The organism is Paraburkholderia agricolaris, from assembly GCF_009455635.1.
Classification (GTDB): domain Bacteria; phylum Pseudomonadota; class Gammaproteobacteria; order Burkholderiales; family Burkholderiaceae; genus Paraburkholderia; species Paraburkholderia agricolaris.
Window position 1 is genome coordinate 1,345,096 of record NZ_QPER01000002.1, and the last position, 18,652, is coordinate 1,363,747.

Genomic DNA, 18,652 nt, shown 5'->3' on the forward strand with positions numbered 1-18,652 from the left:
GTTCGACCTGCAACTCTGGGTAGCTTGACGTTGAATGACCGGCACCATCTCCGGATGGTGTTCCTTTGGTTTAATCGCGATCTCTACTGGAATCAATGGACGAAACATGAAATCACAATATATAGGCATCCTGATGATGTCGCTGGTCATCGCCGCATGCGGCGGCAACGTGACGGCCACCGATCCACTCGCCAACGCGCCGAAGGTCATCATCGACTCGGACTTCAACACGATGGGCGACGACGGCCAGTTGTTCGCCATGACCACGCAGTTGATGGGGCAGGGCAAGGTCAACCTGCTCGGGTTGACTGTCGTGACCGGCAACGACTGGTTGCTCCAGGAAGAAGCGGATGCGCTAAAGGCCGTGGAGCGCATGGGCGTGCAGAACGTGGTGGGCGTCTACGGCGGCGCGGACTATCCGTTGCAATACGACGTGGCGAGCATTCGTGCGCAGCAAGCCGCCAATCCGCAAGGCTATTTCGGCGCGTGGATGCGGCCTGAACCGACCCAGCAGTCGCAGCTTGTTGCGCCGCCTGATGGCTTCGCGGTGTCGACGAAACTGCAGGCTCAAAGCGCCGCGGACTTCATGATCCAGACCATCAAGCGCTATCCGAATCAGGTCACCATTCTCGAGGTGGGGCCGCCCACCAATCTCGCCACGGCGATCATGAAGGCGCCGGAGATCGTGCCGCTGATCAAGCAGATTGTGTACATGGGCGGGGCGATGGCGGTGCCGGGCAATGCGAACGCCGTGGGTGAGCTGAACTGGTGGTTCGATCCGCTTGCCGTGCGCACGGTGCTTCAAACGACGATTCCGCAGGCCGTCATTCCGCTCGATGTTACGGATACGGTGCCGCTTACGCAGAGCATCTTCGATCAGATCGTCAACAACCCGAACAAGCAGACAGCGGTGACGAGAACGTACGGCATTGTCAATGCCGGTTCGTTCGGCGACAACACTCATCTGTTCGACACGCTGACGATCGCGTATTTCATGGATCCGACCTATGCCACGCAGACGAAAAGCGCTTACCTGGATATCGATACCACGAACGGCGAGGATCAGGGGCATGTGACGGTCTACCCCGACCAGCCCGCGCCGGGTGCGTCGCCGAACAAGATCACCTATGTCACGCAGTTCGACAACAATCGGTTTTTCAGCCTTTACGTCGACCTGCTAACGCGTCCGGTGCCGATCACGCTGCCTTGATGGCACGAGGCAGGACGCATCGCTCACAAGGGCCGCGGTCTCGGTCAGACCCGGCCCGGATCGAGCAGATTCGAACCGAAGTCGCGGCACTGCGCGGCGAGCCGCGCGATCTCGGTATTGAGCGAATGGGGCTGCTCCGCCCGATGCATGGCGACGTATGAGACAGGCGGCAACGCGGGGCGCTTAAGCGGATCCATAAAACCGCATGACGTCATGGCCGGCGGCCCACCCGATCCGCCGGTCATGAGGGGCGTGAGGCCTCTACGCAGACCCCAATTACGCGGCGCGCGAAGAATGTTGCGCATCTTTACCCGCCCATGCCGCGCATTGCTTGTGCCGCAAGGCGTGGCAGCGGATTACCGCCGACGCTTACAGCGCTGCAGGTAATCCACCGAAACACAACCGTAGCCGAACTGTAGTGTCACGTGTCTAGGATGTCCCCATCGCCCATGTATCGATCAATGGAGGTGCCGGATGCTTAGCCATCACGAACTCGCGACACTCATGCTGCTTGGCGACACAGACAAGCGGTTGGAAACTATCGATCCAGACGTGCTGGCTTTACGCCGCTACGAACTCGTTGAAATACGGCAGCGCGATCCGCAAGGATCGACGCTGCAACTCACCCGCCAGGGCCGTGCACTGCTGGAACGGTTGCGTATGGGCGCGGGGGGCTGAGCGAAGACGGAACATCGCCCGCGAATGCCGGAGAACCGTGGCGCGGCAGAATGTGCAAATATCCTCAGCGAGACAGCTTGACCATAACGGATAGCAGCTAACATGGACCGCGGGTCGACCGGGGTCATACGACATCGGGCAGGCAAAAAAATGGAACTTTTCCGCGCCCGCTGTCGATTTTGATGGTCTTGTTTCGTCGTCTCAGTGGTGGCACGCGGTTCGCCTCCGCATTTCGTCCATCCTGACAGGAGATTTGCCATGACGATTCAGAAGATCACCCCTTTCCTTTGGTACTCCACGCAAGCTGAAGAGGCCGCAGCCTTCTATGCGAAGATTTTTCCGGACTCGCGCGTCGTCCGGGTGACGGCGGTGCCGAGTGCCGGCAACACCAAGGTCGTCGAGTTTGTTCTCTTCGGGCAGCCCTTCATTGCAATGAGCGCCTCGGGACCCGACTCGTTCAACCACGCGATCTCGCTGATGGTGAGCTGTGACGATCAGGCGGAACTTGACCGTTACTGGAACGCCTTTCTCGAAGATGGCGGTTCGCCTGAGGCCTGCGGCTGGCTGAAAGACCGCTTCGGCGTCTCCTGGCAGCTCACTCCAACCGAGCAGATCAGCATGATGGCCGACCCCGATCCGGTCAAGGCCACCCGCGTTGCCGAAGCCATGATGAAAATGGTGAAGCTTGACGTCGAGGCGCTGAAAGCCGCCTATCTGGGGACGGCGAAATAACAGAAGACCCTGCTGCAGTTTCACTTTCCGTGTCACCCGGCGGCGCGCAGCGCGAGGGTAGCCGGGTACTGCAGCGCATGCCCAGCGTAATCGCGCACCGATCGTCGCTGCTTCACCAAACGTTTGCGCCGTTGCAGCTATTTGCCGACGATTTGTCAGGCTAAAGATTTGCGTTTTGCATGTCGTTATCCTGTCAAACAAGTCAGGGCCATCGTCCATACCCGCGCCTCACGAGAGCGCGGGATGGCCGAGGCAATAGAGCTCTCCGGGGGAACGAAACTTGAATCACCAACGATCGCCATGGCCGCGCACAGCGGCGCCAGGTGAGGTCATCTATGCTGAAGGCTTCGCGGGCGACGCCGTCATCTACGTGATCGCAGACGGCAAAGTCGAAATTTCCACGCAATGCGATGACAAGAAGGTCATCCTCGCCACGCTCGGCAAGGGCGAGTTCTTTGGCGAGGCGTCCTTGTTACCCGCCGAACCGCGCGCGCATACCGCGAGAGCCATCAGCTTCTGTCAATTGACCGTGATCGCGGCGGGCGTCGTGGAAGAAGAGCTCGAACGCGTATCGCCGCTGTTGCGGTATATCGTGCGCACCATGATTCGACGCGTGAAGAAGAAGGACGACGTTCTCGCCACCAATACGCATGCCGATTTTCTTCCGGGGGTGCTCTCGTACGCGCACGTCCTTTCGCTGATGGCGGGCATCGAGAACACGGACCGCGTGGACGGACGCGCGCGCCGCGCTCAAGGAGAGGAGTGTTCGGTGCCGCTGCCAGAAGTCATCAAGAAGTGCCATGCGATTGCCGGCCATTCGCGTCCGCATGTGATGGCAATGCTCAAGCGCATGGAAAAACTCAATCTGGTGACGCTCGAACCGGGCCGCTCCGATCGCTTGAGCACGCTGTCGGCGCGCTATTCCGCGCAGGACGGCGCGGCCGGGCGGCAGCTCGTCACCTTCGATCCCGTGCGGATCACGGAACGGGCCCAGCAGGTGGCGGACCACGATCTCGACCTGTCGATCAACAGCGAGCTGGAGCTGATCGAGCTGGCCGACCTCGAAGCCCTGATCGGCGTCGAGAAGAACCTGATCCTCAACAAGCTCTCGCATGCGGAGATTGCCGAAGACGTCTTCGCGTTTCGCAAGACGCGGGTCCTGAACTACGTCGAGGAAAAGGGCATTACGTATTTTTCCCGGCGCAATCCGCAGGGCACGAGCGAGCTGAAGACGCTGGCCGATCTGGAGCTGGTCGACCAGCGCACCCTGTTCGAAGCCGTGAGTGCGTTCGACACCTATGACCTCGCGAAATTGCTCGCCGCGGTAACCGGCGAGCCGATCTCCGAGCGCCTCTTTTCGGTGATGACCGAGGCGCGAAAGAAGGAGGTGTCGTGGGTCATGCGCCGTGAAATCAAGATCGATCCGCTCGAGATTGCTGAGATCGAGGAGCGCTTCATCGAGACCGTGCGCTCGCTCAAGTTCTCGGCCGCTGCTGTAGCGCCGCTTGCCAACGTGAGTGCCTGACGCCTGTGTCTGCCAGCGGGACGGCCGGGTGCTTTGCAGGATTGCTGCCCGGATGACCGGGCAGCCGTTCGAGAGGATGTATGGATCTTTTGACGCTATTTGGCGCCTTGTTTGGCGTAACGGCCATCGTGGCCGGCTTTTCGCTCGAGGGTGGGCATTTCACTTCGCTGTTTCAGACGGAGGCGTTCGTTATCGTCCTGGGCGGCACGTTCGGCGCGGTGATGATCCAGAACACCTGGGCCAGGTTTTACGACGGCGTCAAGCAACTGCGGTTCGCCTTTGTGAAGGCGCGCCAGGTCGACCGGAAAAGCCTGGCGGTCCTGCTCGAGTGGGGCGATCAGGCGAAGCTGAACGGCATGCTTGTGTTCGAGTCGCTCGAGGTGAGCGAGGCCGGTGGCTTCAATCCGTTTGCCAAACGCGGTCTGGAGCTTCTGGCCAACGGCGTGTCGACTGCCGTACTCGAAGACGCCTTGCAACGGGAGCTGGACGCCTATGAGCGCAACCACATGGCGGCCGCACGCATCTGGCAGCAGGCGGGCGGCTACGCGCCGACGTTCGGCATTCTGGGGGCGGTGCTCGGCCTGATTCAGGTCACCGGCCACATGCTCGAACCGGCGCAACTCGGCGAGGGGATTGCCGTCGCGTTCGTGGCCACCTTGTACGGTCTCGCGTTGGCGAATCTGGTGTTCCTGCCGTTGTACGGCAAGATCCGGGCGCAGGTGGACAGCGAGTTGCGCTTCCGGCGCTTATACCTCGACGGCCTGCTCGCAATTTCACGCAAGGAGTCGCCTCATACGATCGAAACCCGGCTGGCGGGCGACATCCGGGAACGGTCGGCCGAGTTGCTGGGTTGATCGTATTCGACCGCGATCGCGAAGCCGGCCGTGACCGGTCGGCACCGGCGAGCCGCGCACCTGATTAAACGCATTCGGAAACAGACGTTCCTGGCATGAACACTTCTTCGGGTAACAAGCGCCTTGTGGCGGACAAAACCGGCTATCGGCACGCTGACGGGAACGGCGACGCGGACGATGAAGTGCAGTCCGGACGCTGGCTGATTTCCTATGCGGACCTCATCACCACGCTGATGGTGTTGTTCCTGGCGCTGTATGCGTTGCAGTTGGCAAAGAACCGCGAGCTTGAAGTAAAGATGCTGGCGCAGCGTGCGGTGAAAACGGCAACGGCCGCTCGTGTGGTTCAGGCTCCTCCCGCCGTGCCCGAAGTGCCCGACGCGGCAAGACGGCAACTGCTTGCCTTGCTCGCGCCGCTTCAGGATAACCGGCAGATTACGATTTCAAATGCTTCGCAGGGCGTGGAGATCGCGATCAACGCGAAGGTGCTCTTCAACTCTGGCGACGCGCATCTGTTGCCGGAATCCTTCGACGTCTTGAATCGGATCGCCGGGGTCCTGCGCGAGCGCGCGAAGAACAACATCCTCGTCGAAGGGCACACGGACAGTGTGCCGATCTCGAGCGCGAAGTACGAGTCGAACTGGGAGCTGTCATCGGCGCGGGCCGGCGCCGTTGTTCGATTTTTTGCCGGCCGGGGCATTGAGCCGCACAGAATGGCCGCGATCGGCAGGGCGGACAATTTTCCGCTGATCATCGGCGACGATGCGGCGGCGCGCGCCGCGAATCGCCGCGTGACCATTCTCGTGGCGTATTGAGTCGACGGACGGGTGAGCGCATACGTGCTGAAAGCCCGCTTCGAACCCTGCATGGCAAGCCGGTAACCGGCGCAACGAGCGGCACTTGCGCGCGGCGAAACAGGCTGCGAAGATTGCGTTGAATCGCGCTATCCTCTGATGTATCGCATTGTCCGACGCCTTTCGCCGCGGCGATGATTGCCTTCGGCGTTTCAGGCAGCGGGCCGACTGTTTCCGATCATGGCCAGATCGGGCTTGAGCGATTGAGTGCGCCGCACCGTATTGACCGGGGAGTTACATGTTTGCGTCGAGCCCGTTTGCCGGACTGCTGAACCATGCGAGCCAGTGGCTGCTCGGTTTCGCGCTCGTTCTGTTGACGATGGCCGCGGGGGCGGCGCTGGAGCGGCGCTGGCCGGCCGAATTGCTGCAATCGCGGGCCGGCAAGCGCTTTAACATCGTCTACGCGGCGCTGTATTCGGCGCTCGCGGAAGCCGTGCGGCCGCTGTTGGCGATGGTCAGCGTCGCGATCGTCAATGCACTCGGCGGCGGCTGGGTCGTGCTGGCCTCGCGCGGGTGGAGCGCGTTGGCTTCCATCGTGATCGTGCTATTGACGATCGATCTGCTCGAATATGGGTTTCACCGCTTGCAGCATGCATGGCCCGTCTTGTGGAAATTGCATTCGCTGCACCACAGCGCCACCGAATTCAATATCACGGTGACGTTCCGGCATCACTGGTTCGAAGTGCTCATCAAAGGCTGCCTGCTTTATCCGGTGGTGGGTGTGCTGTTCAAGGTCGAGCCGTGGATTGTCGGTGTGACCTCGATCATTTTCATGTTCGGCAATTACTTCGCGCATATGAACCTGCGCATCGACCTGGGTCGCTTTACGGCGTGGGTCAACAATCCGCAATACCACCGCCTGCATCACTCGAACCGTGCCGAACACTTCGACCACAACTTCACGCAGTTGCTGCCGCTGTGGGATCACCTGTTCGGCACGTTGTGGCTGCCCGCGAAACACGAATGGCCGGCCACCGGGCTCGACGACGGCGCGCAACCGCGCTCGCTGCTCGGCGCGCTGAGCTGGCCGCTGCGCGCGCACGCCGCGCCCGTTCTAGACCAGCCTCGCGCTGCGCACCGCTTTACCGCCCAGCAGGCAGACGACCATGGTGGCCAGGACGAGCACGCATAACGCGAGGCGCAAGCCGAACAGGCCCGCGCCGAGCCCGATCAACGGTGGGCCGACGAGGAAGCCGGCATAGCCCGCCGTGGCCGCCATCGACACACCGATAGCCGGCGTGGCCGTCGAACGGCCCGCCGCGCTGAAAATGACCGGGACGATATTCGCCAGACCGACGCCGACCATGGCGAAGCCCACGCAGGCCGTGACCACGGTCGGCAGGCTCAACACCAGCGTGAACCCGGCGACCGCGAGAAGGCCGCCGAAGCCGATCACCTTGCTCGAACCGAAACGGCGCACGGAGACGTCGCCGACGAAACGGCAGGCGGCCATCGAGAAGGCAAACGCGGAATAGCCGACCGCGGCGACGCTGGCCTCGCCTTTCAAGGCCGAGCGTAAATACACCGCGCTCCAGTCGGCCACCGCGCCTTCCACCAGCATGCAAAGAAACGCCAGCAGCGCGAGTTTCATCACGGCGCCCGTGGGCCACGCGAATCCACTGGAGGACGCGGCCACGCGAGGGCCGAGATCGCGCAATGCGAGCAGCGCGGCGGCCAGAATCAGGGCGGCGATGAACACGTCCGGCAGCATGAGGCCGCCGATCACGCCGACGCCGCCTTTCTGCAGCATGGCGCCGGTTGCCGCGCCGAGCAGGCCGCCTGCGCTCCACGACGCATGAAACGACGACATGATCGGCGACTTCCATTGCGTTTCGATCGTGCTGGCGTGACCGTTCATCGAGACGTCGAGCGCGCCGTTCGCCGCGCCGAGCGCAAGCAGCGCGATACACAGTGCCGCCATGTTCGGCGCGAAAGCGGGCAGCGGCAGCGCGACGACAAACGCCGCGCCGAGCAACGCGGTAGCCCGGCCGCTGCCGAAGCGCGGCGCCAGCTGTCCGGCGAGCGGCATCGCCACGATGGCCCCCAATGCGAAGGCGAACAACGCGATGCCCAGCGAAGTGTCGCTGAGCGCCAGGCTTTCCTTGATGCGCGGTACTTCGACCGCCCAGGCGCCGATCCCGAATCCGTTGGCGAGAAACACGCCGAGGGTGGCCACACGCTCCTTGAGCGGCCGGGTGTCCGGCTGAACGAACGGCTTATTGAGTGTGTTCATGAGTGCGCCACCATGACGTTGTCGCAGACCGTTTCGAGCAGGGCGCGCCGCTCGGCTGTCACATCCGCTTCGACGAACAGGTAGTCCACGGCGCGCGCCGGCGCCACGAAAAACGGCGCGGCGGTTATCAGCTTTTCCGATGTCAGGGCAATCGCGACCTGGCTGCTGGCTTTGACCATCGCCCGTTTGAGTTCGGCCTCTTCAGCTTCGCACGCGGCGACCCCTTCGTCCGGATCGAACGCACAGGTGCCGAGGAAGCATAGGTCGGGCTTGATCTGCTGGATCTGCAGCAAGGCTGTGGCGCCGGTCGAGCCGGCCGCGTGCGCGGCGATGCGCCCGCCGACCAGAATGATGTCGAAGCCGGGCCGGTTCAGAAGCCGCGCGCACGCCTCCGGCGAATTCGTTACGACGGTGAGATCCGCGTTGTCAGGCAACGCCGCGGCAATCGCGACATTGGTCGAGCCGGTGTCCAGCAGAATGATCTGTCCGGGCCGCACGATCGATGCAGCGGTGACGGCCAGACAGGCCTTGCGGTCCACCGCTTCGTGCATGCGGACTGCAGCGCTTTTGGCGGCGGGCGAGATCAGCAGGGCGCCGCCGTAGACGCGTTTGCAATGACCCTGGTCGGCCAGTTCGCGCAGGTGACGGCGCACCGTATGTTCGGATGTCTGGAGTTCAGCCGCGAGTTCCGAGGCGAGGACGCGGCCCCGTGCTCGCAGCCGTTCCAGAATCAGCTGTTCCCGTTCCTCGGGCAGAAGCCCGTCCACCGCGTCTTGCCGCGTTCGTTGCATGACGTTACCTTGCCCGGTTACGAAACGATCATAATCGAGCAAAATATAGCTCAAACGAGCATCATGCGCAACGCCGGAAAACGGGGGCGGGTTGGGCCGCCGGGTGCAGCATGCAGCGTGAGTCCACGCGTTGCCGGCGGACTGTCGATCCATCGACATTCCGGTCTCTGTTACTGGCTCATCGTCCCCGCGCTTTTCACGGCGCAATTGGCGGTGATTTTCTCGCCGTCGCTGAACGAGAACGTCAACGGGATCGTCGTGCCGACCTTGAGCGGCTGTTTCGGGTGCTCCAGCATCACGTGATAGTTCCCCGGCGCAAAAACGAGCGAGCCGTGCGCGGGCACGGCCACCTGATCGACCATCGCCATCGACGAGGTGCTGCCCTGGCTTTGCGTTTGATGCAGCATGGCCATGCCGAACGCGTCGGCGCTGACGCCGACGAGATTGACCGGCTGCTCGCCCGAGTTGCTGGCCTTGAAATAGCCGCCCGACGGCAGATCGCCCGGCAACGCGCGGATCCAGCAGTCCGATATGCTCGCCGCGGTTGAAGCGCTTGCCACGGTGCCCGCGAAGGCCTGCAGGGTTGCTCCGCACAGCAACGCGGCGAGTAGCAGTGGGCGTGATGCTTTCATGATGTACTCCTTGATTTTTGACAGCGGGAATGAAGCGTTAAGTGGATTACCTATGCGGCTTGCCGCGTGGCGCGGCCGAAAATCGTGCGGTCCGCGAGCCACACCGCGAGCAGCGTGAGACCCATCAATGGAAAGACGAGGCCGAGCAGAACGAGGCTGGTTTTCCAGCCGCGCATCGGCGGCGCGGCGCGCTCGCGCGAGGGTGCGCCGAGCGAGCGCTGGGGGCGCCGTTTCCACCACATCACGCAACCGGTCACGGCCATCCCAGCCAGCCCGAGTGAAATCGCCGCGCAGAGAATCTGATTGGCGACACCGAAATAGCGGCCCATATGCAACGACGTGCCGTATGACACGGCCTTCGACACCACGCCGTAATCGCCGTAACGAATGTCTTTCAGCACGGCACCGCTGTACTGGTCGATGTAAAGCGTGCGCTCGTCTTTCGGGTCGGCGGGAAAGTACGAGACCGTATAAACGCCCGTTGCGGAGGTGGGCAGCACGATGTCGTAGCCGCTCGGGACACCGAGCGATGCAACGAGCGCGACGATGCGCCCGAGGGGCAGCGCCTGCGCCGCGTGCGGGTCGGCGGAGTGCGGGACCGGGGTGTTGCCGACGGCCCATGGCGTGAGCGGCAAGGGCAGGTCATCCATCACCATGCCCGGCATCGAATCCATGTTCGCTTCGTGGGCGCTGTGCTCGTCGTGCTCATCGTGCATATCGTGTTCGTGGGCCGCGGCGTGGGCAGTGTGGACTGCATGGGTGGGTTGCGCTCCGGCGTGGCTATCCGCCGTGCCCGGCAGTGCGGAACGCAAGGACAGGCCACCCCATGCGCCTGGCGGCGCGCCGAGATTGGCGGCGCTTGCAAGTGCCTTGAACTGCTTACCCCATGAACCCGTCCACGGCAGACCGCTCAGCACGAAGACGAGCGCGCCGAGCGCCAGCCAGATACCCATCACGGCGTGCAGGTTCTTCCAGAGCGGGCGCCCTTTTAGCGAGAAACGCGGCACCAGTGCCGCGCGCGCGGTGGTTTTCTCGCGCGGCCACCAGAGTGCGACGCCGGTACCGATCATCACCAGCGTCCAGCACGCGGCCAGTTCCATCAGCAATTCGCCGGGCTTGCCGAGCAGCAGCTTGCGGTGAAGCATGCGGTCCACCTGCATGAAGCGGTGCTCGATGCTCAGCGTGCCCAATACTTCGCCGTTGTACGGGTTCAGATAGACACTCTGCTTTTCGCCGTCGGCGAGACGGAAGATGAACTCGGTGCTGCGGTTCGGTGCGTTGGGGATGGGAGCCGTCACCGCGCGCGCATCGGCCGGCATCGCCGCGCGTGCTTTGGCGAGCAGGACGTCTTCAGTCAGTCTGGGCGTGGCCTGCGGTTCGACGATCAGGCGGTGCGGGTAAAGCAGCGGCTCGATTTGCGGCTGGAAGCAATACAGCGTGCCGGTGATCGCAAGCACCACCAGAAACGGCATCACAAAGAGACCGGCGTAAAAGTGCCAGCGCCAGAGTGTCCGGTAACCGGCGTTCGCAGCGCCGGTCGACGAGGTCGTGTGTTGAGCAAGGGTGGTGGACATTCAATCCTCCTGAAAACAGACAATGGGTCGATCGGTTTGCGCAGCGACGCATGGGCCGGTTTGCGACTCGCGAGTAGCTCGACCAGGACGACAGCGCGAGGGCAAATGGCCCGGCCACACTGCGTGGTCACATGCGCAGCTTCGCTTCGACGTAGAAAGTGCGGCCCGGATACGGGTGGTAGACGAAATAGCGTTCGTCGAACAGGTTGTCCACGCCGATACCGATCTCACTCAGCTTCGTCGGCTTGAACGTCAGCTTCGCGTCGACCACCGTGTACGAACTGGTGCCGCCGAATACATCGGGATTCGTGTCGGTATTGGTGAGCGTGTTGTACTGACGGCCCGAGTAGCGCGCAGCGAGCGTGAGCGCCGTGCGTTCGTCGATGTGATACGTTGCGGCGAGATTGACGCGCCACAGCGGAATCCGATAGAAGTACTTGCCGACGCTGGCCGGGTTCTGCGCATTCGCGAGGATCTTCGACTGGGTGTATGCCACGCTTCCCAGCAGATCCAGACCGCGTACGAACACATCCTGTCCCACGTAGCTCGTTTCCACGCCACGCGAGCGCACCTTGCCGATGTTCTGGAAGTTCGTCACGTTCGGAATCACGGTCGTATCGGTCTGGCTGAAGATCGTGTTCTTCACGTCGTCCTGAAACAGCGAGAAGCGGAACACGCCGTTCCAGTGCGCCCATTCAGCGGTCAGCTCTTTCGAGAGATCGTCTTCGGGTTTCAGGTTCGGATTGTTGTTGACGATCGATGAACCGTTGATTTGCCCCTGGAACATCTCACCCACAGTCGGAAACCGATAGGCGCGGCCGATCGAAGCGCGCAAGGTGAGATCGTCGGTAACGTCGAACGACAACGAGGCTTTCGGCGAGAAGTGATGCTGGCTCGCGTCGGCGTACGCAATGCTTGCGCCGGGCAGCGCTTGCGAGCCGCCGTACGCTTGCCAGTCTTCGTACCGTACGCCGTAGACCAGCTTCCAGCGCGGCAGGAAACGCCATGCATCCTGCGCGTACAGCGCCTGGGTCTGCGTCTTGCCGGTGAATGCATTGGCAAACGAGGTGGCCGATCCATCGCGCCAGTTCAGCGTGTTGTAACTCTCGTTGTCGAGGAAGTAGTTGTCGTAGTGGTAGCCGAAGCTCAACGCGTGGTTCGTCAACCCCGCTTGCGGCGTGACGGGGGTATAGGTGGTGCGCAGATCGAGCGTTTTCCAGCCGGTGCCGTCGCCGAAGATCACGGTGCCTGGGCCGTTGCCCGGCGCACCCGAATTCGCGGTGCGCGCCACGCTATTGCCTACGTCGTAGTACGAAGCAACTGCTTCGCCGTTCCAGCCGGTGGCGTTGCGTGTTTTCAGCGTGAGCCCGTATAGCCAGTTCTCGCTGTGGCCGAGACTCGGTGCGAGCGCGGCCGCCGGAATCGTGTACTCATAGCCGGCGATCGCGACCTTGCCGCTGTATACGGGGTTGCCGTTCGCGTCGCGCAGGAAAGTCGACGTCGCGCTGTTATAGGTCTGGTGCCAGTAGCCGAGCGTGAAGGCGCCCTGCAGCGTCGGCGTGAAGTCGTATTGCATCTTCAGCTTGAACTGGTCCTGCACCGTGCGCTCGATCCCTTCGCCGTTCACGCCGAGCACCGCGGTCGGCGTATTGGTCTGGTTGTTGTAGAAGTACGCACCGGTCACCGGCGTGTCGCCGGCCTTCGCGGGCGTGCTGGACCTGGCGAGCGTGGCGAATTGCAGCGGCTGGCTAGTGTTCTCCAGGTGATTCACACCCAGAAAATACGAGAACTTGCCGATCCGGTCGCCGATCGAGGCGCTCGCTTCGCTGCCGTTGAAATTCTGATTCACGCCGAAAAGGCTGAAATGCTGGGTGAAGGCCTTGACGTCGGCGTTGGCTTCGAACTGCTTTGGCATGCGGGTGCTGATGAGCACCGTGGCGCCCAGTGAATTGCCCGGATAGAGCGCGGAGAACGGCCCGTAGAGTACGTCGACCTGCTGGATCTCGTCGGGGAATACCATCGACCAGCGTGGCGGAAACGAATAACTGTTGCCGAGCAGATTGCTGAGCAGCAGACCGTCCGCGTAGACCAGACCGCGCGCGCTCTGCGAGTTGCTGGTGCCGCGTACCGCGATGATCGAATTCAGATCGCCGATAAAGCGCTTGCGCACCGCGAGGTTCGGCATGTACTTCAACACGTCTTCGGTGTTGACGACATTCCAGTTGTCGAACTGCTCGCGCGTCACGGTCTCGACCGAGGCCGGCAGGTTAGGGTCGACGGCGCGTGGTGCGGCAACGGCATTGGCAGTAACGCTGACCGCGGGCAGGGTGGCGTCGGCGGGGGCGTTCTGCGCGTGAGCCGGGGAGGCGATCAGGACCGGCACGAAGGCGGGCGCCAATACGGGAAAATACGCTGGAAAGTACGACAGCGGCCGCCGGCCGGACGGAATGCGCCGCGCACCACGGCGGGCGCGGAAGGGCAGCCTTCGCAGAGCGAAGTTGAACATGAACGTTTCCTTGATGCATTGAACAGGCGATCGCGCGCGCCCTCAACGGGTGCGACAAGATGCGCGACCGGCAACAACGGCGATCAGGAAACGGCGGGTGGATCTCGTGGGCGCCCGGACGGGAACGCGCCAAGCGGTGTGAAGCGGGTGGAGAGGGCGGACGGCGCGGTGCCCGCCAGCGCGAGCGCGGCAGGCGGTTCGACGACCGCGATGCCCGGCAGGGCGACGTGGTGTTCGAGCAGGTGGCAGTAGCCGCATGCGCCGAAGGCGTCTTCGTGGCTGAGATGGACCGGTGCCGGGCTGGTCTGGGTGGACGGGCTCGCGACGCTCTGGGTGCGCGGCTGGAGCGCCGAACACAGCACGGTGAAAGGATCGTTCGCGCGGTTCGACACCAGCATCTGACTCACGATCGGCGCGAACACGACGAGCCACATGGCGATCAGGCCAAGCCATGCGGTCATGCGGTTGCGGGAACGTAGAGTCATGATGGTCAACGTAAGGACGCGGGCGATTCTAGCATTCCCGCGCATTCTTTTCTCGTCTGATTCCGTTTATAGCGTGGGATTAGAAGCCCGAAACCCGCTCATTTCCGGGCGTTGCCGTCCGGCCGTTTGCCGTAAGCTGCGTGGTACAGGTTGCGCTTTCCAGGCGGATGCTTCGGGCCGGCCCGAACGCCGCCGACCCGAATCCCGCCAGCCCCACTACGACGACTCATGGCATCCACGCAGACATTCACGCCGACGCGGGCATCCCCGATAAGCGACCTCAATCAGCAGGCGGCGTCGCTCTGCTCGGCCGGGCAATTTGCCGAGGCCCTGGCACTGGTAATGCCGATCCTCGAACCGCATGCCGGCGTAACGGAAGACGTGCGGGCCGACGCGTTGAATATTGCCGGAGCCTGTGCGTATGGGATGGGCAATCTGCCGGACGCGGAAAACCATTGGCGCCAATGTCTGCGCGCCAGGCCCGACTACGCCGAGGTGTACAGCAGTCTTGGCATGCTGCTCAAGTCGCTCGGGCGGCTCTCGGCGGCCAAGGCGGTCTATCGGCAACTGGTCGCGTTGCGGCCCGGCCAGGCCGACGCGCACAATAATCTCGGCACCGTGCTCTACGGGCTGGGCTATAAGGACGAGGCGGAGGCCTCGTATCGCCAGGCGGTCACGATCCACCCCGGCTATGCCCAGGCCCATTACAACCACGCGATCGTATTGCACGAACTGCACCGCCTGCATGAAGCCGAAGCCGCCTATCGCCACGCGCTAATCGGGCTGCCCGCGCATGCGGAGGCGTACAACAATCTGGGCAACGTGCTGATGGGCCTCGGACGTGTCGACGATGCCGATACCGCGTACCGCCAGGCGCTGACCCTCAAGCCCCAGTATCCCGAGGCGCTCAACAATCTCGGCGGCGCACTGAAGGCCGCGTTGCGCCTGCCCGAAGCCGAACTCGCTTGCCGGCTCGCGCTGGCGATTCGCCCGGATTACCCTGAGGCGCACCTCAACCTCGGCGCGGTGCTGGCGGATCTCAAGCGTTTGCCCGAGGCTGAGGCGGCCTACCGGCAGGCCATCGCGCATCGCCCGGACTATGCGGAGGCTCACTATAACCTCGGCCTCGCGCTGTCCAATCTGGAGCGTCTGGCCGAAGCCGAAACGGCCTACCGGGAGGCGATTCGCTGCCGGCCCGAGATCGTCCATGCGCACAACAACCTGGGCTGCGTGCTGCGTTTGCTCGACCGGTTGCCCGAAGCCATCGAGGCATTCTCGCAAGCACTCGCGCTGCGCCCCGATCTGGCTGAAGCGCACTACAACGTCGGGACCGCGCTGGCGCAACTCAAGCAGCTACCCGAGGCCGAAGCCGCTTACCTTCGCGCGCTGGCTTTACGCCCCGATTACGGCGACGCCAGATTCGGTCTGGCCGTGCTGTTGCTCGGCATGGGGCGCTTCGAAGAGGGCTGGCGCCTGTACGAGTGCCGCTACGACCAGCCGGGTTTCGTGCATCACAAGACGCGTTCCATGTTGAGCTGTCCGCAGTGGCAAGGCGACACGCTGACCGCCAAATCTTTGCTGGTCTGGCAGGAAGACGGGCTCGGCGACATGCTCCAGTTCGGCCGCTATTTCGCGTTGCTGAAGGCAAAAGGGGCCGCGCATATCGCCTTTGCGTGCGCACCGGCGTTGCACCGGCTGATGGCTGCGGTGGACGGCATCGATGCCGTGCTCGATCACGACACGGCACTGGCCCGCGTGGCTGCCTCCACCTACGACTGCTGGACGAGCCTGTTGAGCGCGCCGCTGCATTTGCGTACAACGGTCGATACGATTCCGCGCGCGCTTCGTCTCGCGGCCGAGCCGTCGCTCGTCGAAAAGTGGCGGCCGATACTCGAGACCATGCCGCCCGGCCGCAAAATCGGCCTGGTCTGGAAGGGCAACGCGAAACACCACAACGACGCGAACCGTTCGATCCCCACGCTGGCCACGCTCGCACCGCTCTGGAGCGTGCCCGGCATCGGCTTTGTGAGCCTGCAGAAAGGCCAGGGGGAGGATGACGCGCGCAATCCGCCAGCCGGTCAGCCGCTGCTGGAGCTTGGCTCGGCGGTGAACGATTTCGCGGACACCGCCGCGATCATCGAGCAACTCGATCTGGTGATTTGCGTGGATACGTCCACCGCGCATCTGGCCGCGTCGCTGGGCAAACCGTGCTGGGTGATGCTGCCGGAGAAAGACATCGACTGGCGCTGGATGCACGGGCGCAGCGATTCACCGTGGTATCCGCACACGCTGCGGCTGTTTCGCCGGGCAGCGGGCGAAGCCTGGTCTGTGACGGTCGAACGCGTGCGGCAGGCGTGTGTGGAGCGCTTCTGCATCGCGAATACCTCCGGACTCCTTAGCTGACTCGTTGCGCACGTTTGCGGCCGGATTGCGACGCGGTGTGGAACTGGCTCTCGGTTTGCTCGATCGCGTGGCCGAGGAACTGCAGGAACATGCTCATCGCGACGGTCGTGGTCAGGTCCGAGCGTTGATAGAGGCAACTGAACGACTTCGCGCCGGCATCGGCGAGCGCGGTCCACGCGAGCTTGCGCTGCGCTACATCTTCCGCCACGTTCTCCCCAATCAGGAAACCGATGCCGATACCGTCGACGATCAGCCGGCGCACCATCGAAACCGAACTCGTCTCCACCAGCGGGCGTGCCTTGCGTTGCTCGCGGTGATCGATCTGATCCACCATGGCCCGCAACTCCGTATCCGGGGTCATCAGAATGAGCGGGTAGTCGAGACAGTCGCGCAACCGGGGCCGCTTGCCGAGCTTCGTGAGCGGATGCCCCGGCGGCGTGACGAGCCCGAGGTGCTGGGAGAACGCGCGCACTTCCACGACGCCCGGCGGCGGCTTGCGGCGCAAGCCATAGCCGATGTCGGCTTCGCCGGTCTCCACCCACTTGAGAATGCTTTCGCCATTGCCGGAGCGCACGCTATACGTGACGCCCGGATAGCTTTGCATCGCTGCCTGAATGGTTTCGGGCACGAGGCGTTCGGCTGTCGACGGCGACACCGCGAGGTTGATATGCCCGCGGCGCAGCGAGCGCAAATCCTCCACCTGGGTCATCGCGTTATCGAAATCGCGCTGGCCGCGCCGCACCGCAGCAATGATGATCTCGCCCGCCGTGGTGAGTTGCATGCCGCGCGGCAAACGGTCGAACAGCGGCGAGCCAACCTGCTCCTCCAGGTTGAGGATTTGCTGGTGAACGGCAGCAGCGGTCAGGTGCAGCGAGTCGGCCGCTTTGCGGATCGAGCCACGTCTGACCACTTCGTCGAAACAACGGAATGTCTGCGATATTGGACGCATAAATCAACCGTATAGTTTTTCCATACGGCCCGTAAAGAATAATCAGATTTTATTGACGGAACGGATAGCCTAGATTTCGCTTCATCATCTTAACGGAGCGAATCGTGACCACGACAGTCGATCAAATTACCCAGCGCCGCCGTGGCGTCGGCCTCATCGCCCACGACCCCAGGGTTTCATTCGGCGGGTATACGCTGATCGCTCCGCAAACGGCGGGCGGCCACGTCTATCTCATCGATATCGAGGGCGCGGTGGTGCACGAGTGGAAGATGCCGGTGCGGGCCGGCCGCCACGCGGTGATTCTTCCTAACGGCAATCTCGGCTACAACGGCAACCATGCAAAATCGGAAAACCGTTACGCGCCGTGGTCGATGTGGCACGGCGGCGATTTCTCCGAAGTCACGCCTGAGGGCGAGGTAGTCTGGCATTACGAAGATCCCGCGCATCACCATGACGCGCAGTGGCTCGCCAACGGCAATCTGCTGTATGCCGCGTGCGCACCGGTGCCGGCGGGGTTTGCCGAGCGCGTGCCGGGCGGCACCGCGCACGGTCCTGAAGAAGTCATGTATGGCGACGTGATTCGCGAAGTCAATCGCGCGGGTGAACTGGTGTGGGAATGGAAGGCCTGGGAGCACCTGAAGCCCGAAGATTTTCCGATCGCGTCCGGCTTCGGCCGGTATCACTGGCCGCTCGTGAACGGGCTCGGCGTGAATGCGAAGGGCGAGGTGCTGATGAGCCTGCGCACCACGTCAGGCATCATCGCCGTCGATCGCAGGAGCGGTGGGCTCACGCTGCATATTCCGCCGAGCGTGGTGTCGCACCAGCACGCTCCGGTGGCGCTTGCCAACGGCAACATTCTCACGTTCGACAACGGCAATTTCCGCAGCGGCGCACATGTGGCTTTCTCGCGCGTGCTCGAGATCGATCCGAAGAACAACGAAGTCGTGTGGTCGTACGCCGACGACATGGTGAATGCGTTCTACAGCGCGTTCATGGGCAACGCGCAGCGGCTCGCGAACGGCAACACGCACATCACCGAGTCGGCGACGGGCCGCCTCTTCGAAGTGACGCCCGCGGGCGAGGTGGTGTGGGAGTACGTGATCCCGTGGTTCGGCGAGTACCCGGACGAAGCGGCGCGCAAGACCGGCCCTGGCCAGTTGAACAGCGTCTTCCAGACCTTCCGCTACAGCCGCGAGCAATTGCCGTGGCTGCGCGCCTGAACGCCGCGT

At 63.1% G+C, this 18,652-nt stretch carries 17 protein-coding genes; 9 read left to right on the forward strand and 8 right to left on the reverse strand.

The features are described 5' to 3' along the window. The first annotated feature begins 106 nt into the window (after window positions 1-106). Window positions 107-1,210, forward strand: coding sequence for a nucleoside hydrolase (locus tag GH665_RS27435; RefSeq protein WP_153140384.1), 1,104 nt, complete (start codon window positions 107-109; stop codon window positions 1,208-1,210). Window positions 1,211-1,254: 44 nt separating this feature from the next. Here the strand turns inward: GH665_RS27435 and GH665_RS27440 are convergent, their stop codons facing one another. Further along, a complete protein-coding gene (locus GH665_RS27440) occupies window positions 1,255-1,407 on the reverse strand; it encodes a hypothetical protein (protein ID WP_246216380.1) in 153 nt (50 codons plus the stop codon). 277 nt (window positions 1,408-1,684) lie between these two features. Between GH665_RS27440 and GH665_RS27445 the strand changes: the two genes are divergently transcribed. From GH665_RS27445 to GH665_RS27470, 6 genes are all read left to right on the forward strand, one after another. Then, a complete protein-coding gene (locus GH665_RS27445; protein ID WP_153140385.1) occupies window positions 1,685-1,888 on the forward strand; it encodes a hypothetical protein in 204 nt (67 codons plus the stop codon). Window positions 1,889-2,146: 258 nt separating this feature from the next. Beyond that, window positions 2,147-2,620, forward strand: coding sequence for a VOC family protein (locus GH665_RS27450; protein ID WP_153140386.1), 474 nt, complete (start codon window positions 2,147-2,149; stop codon window positions 2,618-2,620). Window positions 2,621-2,900: 280 nt separating this feature from the next. Beyond that, entirely contained in the window at window positions 2,901-4,145 is a 1,245-nt protein-coding gene (locus GH665_RS27455; RefSeq protein ID WP_153140387.1) for a Crp/Fnr family transcriptional regulator, read from the forward strand. 80 nt (window positions 4,146-4,225) lie between these two features. Next, window positions 4,226-4,999, forward strand: a complete 774-nt coding sequence (locus GH665_RS27460) for a flagellar motor protein (protein ID WP_153140388.1) — start codon at window positions 4,226-4,228, stop codon at window positions 4,997-4,999. Between the two features lie 95 nt (window positions 5,000-5,094). Beyond that, window positions 5,095-5,811 carry an OmpA family protein gene (locus GH665_RS27465; RefSeq protein ID WP_153140389.1) on the forward strand — a complete coding sequence of 239 codons (717 nt, stop codon included), beginning with the start codon at window positions 5,095-5,097 and terminating at the stop codon, window positions 5,809-5,811. Between the two features lie 277 nt (window positions 5,812-6,088). Further along, window positions 6,089-6,982: a sterol desaturase family protein gene (locus GH665_RS27470; RefSeq protein WP_153140390.1), complete on the forward strand. Its 894-nt coding sequence runs from the start codon at window positions 6,089-6,091 to the stop codon at window positions 6,980-6,982. Here the strand turns inward: GH665_RS27470 and GH665_RS27475 are convergent. From GH665_RS27475 to GH665_RS27500, 6 genes are all read right to left on the reverse strand, one after another. Beyond that, window positions 6,905-8,083, reverse strand: a complete 1,179-nt coding sequence (locus tag GH665_RS27475; RefSeq protein WP_153140391.1) for an MFS transporter — start codon at window positions 8,081-8,083, stop codon at window positions 6,905-6,907. The genes GH665_RS27470 and GH665_RS27475 overlap by 78 nt on opposite strands. Continuing rightward, complete coding sequence (locus tag GH665_RS27480; RefSeq protein ID WP_246216381.1) at window positions 8,080-9,081, reverse strand: DeoR/GlpR family DNA-binding transcription regulator; 1,002 nt, start codon at window positions 9,079-9,081, stop codon at window positions 8,080-8,082. Before GH665_RS27480 ends, GH665_RS27475 begins: the two co-directional genes overlap by 4 nt. Beyond that, complete coding sequence (locus GH665_RS27485; RefSeq protein WP_153140392.1) at window positions 9,045-9,506, reverse strand: copper chaperone PCu(A)C; 462 nt, start codon at window positions 9,504-9,506, stop codon at window positions 9,045-9,047. The genes GH665_RS27480 and GH665_RS27485 overlap by 37 nt, the downstream gene beginning before the upstream one ends. Window positions 9,507-9,556: 50 nt before the next feature. Then, on the reverse strand, window positions 9,557-11,080 hold the full coding sequence (locus GH665_RS27490; protein ID WP_153140393.1) for a PepSY-associated TM helix domain-containing protein: 1,524 nt from the start codon (window positions 11,078-11,080) through the stop codon (window positions 9,557-9,559). A 127-nt stretch (window positions 11,081-11,207) separates the two neighbouring features. Continuing rightward, window positions 11,208-13,586, reverse strand: a complete 2,379-nt coding sequence (locus GH665_RS27495) for a TonB-dependent receptor (RefSeq protein ID WP_153140394.1) — start codon at window positions 13,584-13,586, stop codon at window positions 11,208-11,210. An 83-nt stretch (window positions 13,587-13,669) separates the two neighbouring features. Next, a complete protein-coding gene (locus tag GH665_RS27500; RefSeq protein WP_153140395.1) occupies window positions 13,670-14,071 on the reverse strand; it encodes a DUF2946 domain-containing protein in 402 nt (133 codons plus the stop codon). Between the two features lie 228 nt (window positions 14,072-14,299). On the opposite strand from GH665_RS27500, the gene GH665_RS27505 reads away from it, so the two are divergent. Further along, the gene (locus tag GH665_RS27505; protein WP_153140396.1) at window positions 14,300-16,474 is read left to right on the forward strand and encodes a tetratricopeptide repeat protein; all 2,175 of its coding nucleotides are present in this window, start codon (window positions 14,300-14,302) and stop codon (window positions 16,472-16,474) included. On the opposite strand, the gene GH665_RS27510 is transcribed toward GH665_RS27505, so the two are convergent. After that, window positions 16,467-17,423 (reverse strand): LysR family transcriptional regulator, encoded by a 957-nt coding sequence (locus GH665_RS27510; RefSeq protein ID WP_153140397.1) that lies wholly within the window; start codon window positions 17,421-17,423, stop codon window positions 16,467-16,469. The genes GH665_RS27505 and GH665_RS27510 overlap by 8 nt on opposite strands. A gap of 104 nt (window positions 17,424-17,527) precedes the next feature. Between GH665_RS27510 and GH665_RS27515 the strand changes: the two genes are divergently transcribed. Next, on the forward strand, window positions 17,528-18,643 hold the full coding sequence (locus GH665_RS27515) for an aryl-sulfate sulfotransferase (protein ID WP_153140398.1): 1,116 nt from the start codon (window positions 17,528-17,530) through the stop codon (window positions 18,641-18,643). Window positions 18,644-18,652 lie beyond the last annotated feature (9 nt).